Genomic DNA, 3,014 nt, shown 5'->3' on the forward strand with positions numbered 1-3,014 from the left:
CAGGTTCGCGCAGCCCCGGAAGGCACTGTACCCGATTTCCGTGACACTCTCCGGGATGGTCACGCTTTCCAGGGTTTCCCGGACCCGCTTCTGTTCTGGCGTCAAGCGGGAGGTCAAAGGGCTGAGGGCCTTCTCGCCTATGGCGGTTACCGCCGTTTTGCCAATGACGGCAGGCACAGAAACGGTGGTGTCTGTACCTTTGTAGGAAGTAATTTCCAGCGTGCCGTCTTCCAGCTTTTTCGTGGACCAGATTTTTTTCAATTCACTGGCTGGGAGTTGACCCGTCTTCTCAAAACGTTTGGCTTGCCGCTCCATTTTGGCAAGCTCCTTCTCCATCTCCGCGAAGGGGTCCGCAGGCTCCAGGCTCCTGCCCGCGTAGTCCAGCACCGCCGCCTTGGCCGCGACGTTGTTCTGTTTGTCGCACTCCTCCAGAAGCGGGTCGATGTCTTTGCGGGCCAGCATATTCTCCGCAAACATGAATTGTAAAAGCTCCTCGTGCTCAATTGCTGCAGAATACAGCTTTTCCTTTTGTCCCTTGATGTATTTGAGATAATCCGCCAGGATTTCGTTGGAAATCTCTCTTCCTTTGCAGTACCAGCGGGCGAATCCAATACAGGCATTGAGCTTGTTTTCTTCAGGAAAACTGGAAATAGAAATACAGGGAGCAACGATAATCGCTTCAATCGGAGAAATAAAGATACCGTCTTCCCCGCCATCAACGTCCATAAAGGTAAGAGGATCCAGGGTCTTCAGCGAACAGAGGATGGTGACCTCACGCAAATTAAAGCAATTTGCGAATGCAATTCTCCCAAATTCTTTTACGCTGGATGGAATCGTAATCGCAGACAACTTTGTACAGTCGGAGAACGCACTCTCTCCGATGGACTGTATACCTTCTGAAAGGAACACCTGGGTTAACTCGTTGCACCCCCAAAAGGCAACTACTCCAATCGTTCTAACTGTTGACGGAATTGTGATGTCAGATATTCCCGTACTCGAAAACGCATTCTCGCCGATTTCCGTGACGCCCACCGGGATGGTCACGCTGCTCAGGCTCGTGCAGCCAGAGAAGGCAGAATACCCGATTTCCGTGACGCCCTCCGGGATGGTGACCTCCCCGCCGGGGCCGTTGTACTTGGTCAAAACGCCATTCTCAATGGCAAAATCCTGCTTGTTTTCCATGGTAAAATTCCTCCTAAACATATTTGAATCTGATAAAATCAAATTTCATCCTTCTGCAAAATCAGCTTGATGGCCCAGGGGGGCACATTGAGGTTGTTGTACTCGTCCTCCACAAAGACGAAGGCGGCATCGTAGTCCGGCTTTTTCTCCGGGAAGTCGCCATAGCCGTCGGTGAAGTAGATCAGCCCCTTCAGGTCCTGGAACTCCTTCCCCCGCCGCAGCCGGTCCACATAGGCGAACACGGGCCGGAAGTCGGTACCGCCCAGGCCCTTGATGGTCATGGTTTTTATGTATGCGTCAAATTCCTCCTGGCTGGTGATCTTCACATCCTCCTGAATGTCCGCGTCGCACTGGAGGATGTGGAGATTGATTTTGCTGAAAAAGCTCTCGGTGGATTTCAGCACATTATAGGTCTTCTGGACAAATTTCTGCACCAGATCCCCAGAGGTGGACCCGGAGGTGTCGATGGCGATCACAAATTCTCGGATGCGCTTGACCTCCCGGTACTCCAGGGGCTCGATGAGGGGCATATTCCGGTAGAGCTTCAGCCCGTAGGTGTAGTAGACGTAGTCGAACTCGTCCGGGTCCAGCCGCATGACCTCCCCGCGGACGGCGAACTTTTTCAAAAAGGCGGTGTAGTCGTAGCGCTCCCGGTTGACGGCCTGCAAGTTCTGAGTCAGCGCCCCGGCCCGGTCGCCCTGGCGCTTGGAGAAGGTCTCCAGGTCCATCTGCATTCGGGTGGAGATGTCCTTCCAGATCTGCTCCATGGCAGGGGAGAGGCCGCTGTTCCCCTCGCCGGAAGGGCCGTTTCCGTTTTCCCCGCTGTTTCCGCCAACAGAAGCTGTGACCTTTGGGGGCAGATACCAGGGCGTGTGGTCGTCGCCCCGGAACAGCTCCCGCAGGTTTTCCGGGTCTTGGGGCGGGTGGTCCTGGAAGTAGCGGTAGAGCTTTTCGGCGGTGAGCTGCTTGACCTCTTTCCGGAGCTTGTCCAGCTTTTCCGCCTGATACTCCTGGCGCTTGGCGGCGGCGCTGGACAGCCCCAGACCGTTGATGACCTCCTCCACCGCGATGTCACAGGAAAGGTCCCACAGCGCCTGGTCCACCAGGGTGTGGACGTACATATGCCGGAAGACACAGTGCATCACCAGATGGAGATAGTTTCGGACACTGGCTTCCTTTTCCTCCTGGTAGCACAACAGGACGTGCCGGGGGTCGTAGTACAGGTTCTGCCCATCGGTGGCGAAGGGCAGGGGCGCAGGGGTCAGGGCGAACTGGCTCAGGGCGGCGTCCAAAAACCGCAGGTTGACCAAAAGGGTGTTCCGGGACAGCAACAGCACCTCTTGTGCCAACGTTCCCGCTTGGGTCATGACGGGTCTCCTCCTGTTGTGAATAAATTCTAAATGTAGTGTACCATTTTGCCAAAATTTGTGCAACCATGCTGGCTGCATATGGTTTTTGCGTTTTGGATGTGGTATAGTAGAAAAAATTCTTTTGGTGCGGCGTTTCCCGATCAAATACTACATATAAAGGAGACTGCGGTATGAGCGGAAATCAGGATTTTGTCATTGAGAACGGCGTTTTGAAGAAGTACAAAGGCCGCGGAGGGGACGTCACCATCCCGGAGGGCGTCACGGAAATCGGGGATTGGACCTTCAAGGGCTGCAAGAGCCTGACCAGTGTTGTCAACGCCAATTTGAAATTGTAAGAAAACGCCGAAGAAATTTTGTAGTTTTTCGGCGGGGGGTGTAAGAAAATTAAGCGTTTCCTTGCTCAAAAAGAGTGTTCACGATTTGCTGTTTCTGACGCATAAATTCCTTGCGTTCTTTCAAGCG

3 protein-coding genes are annotated in these 3,014 nt (G+C 53.8%); 1 reads left to right on the top strand and 2 read right to left on the bottom strand.

The genetic code is table 11. The annotated features are described in order from the left end of the window. Nucleotides 1-1,182, bottom strand: a 1,182-nt coding sequence (locus tag D1646_RS20210) for a leucine-rich repeat domain-containing protein (protein WP_160638182.1), incomplete at its 3' end; no start/stop codon positions are given. A 38-nt stretch (nt 1,183-1,220) separates the two neighbouring features. Beyond that, entirely contained in the window at nt 1,221-2,549 is a 1,329-nt protein-coding gene (locus tag D1646_RS20215; protein WP_243154268.1) for a VWA-like domain-containing protein, read from the bottom strand. 173 nt (nt 2,550-2,722) lie between these two features. Between D1646_RS20215 and D1646_RS20220 the strand changes: the two genes are divergently transcribed. After that, on the top strand, nt 2,723-2,887 hold the full coding sequence (locus D1646_RS20220; protein WP_160638183.1) for a hypothetical protein: 165 nt from the start codon (nt 2,723-2,725) through the stop codon (nt 2,885-2,887). The last annotated feature ends 127 nt before the right edge of the window (nt 2,888-3,014 follow it).

Source organism: Pseudoflavonifractor sp. 60 (genome assembly GCF_009911645.1).
Classification (GTDB): domain Bacteria; phylum Bacillota; class Clostridia; order Oscillospirales; family Oscillospiraceae; genus Lawsonibacter.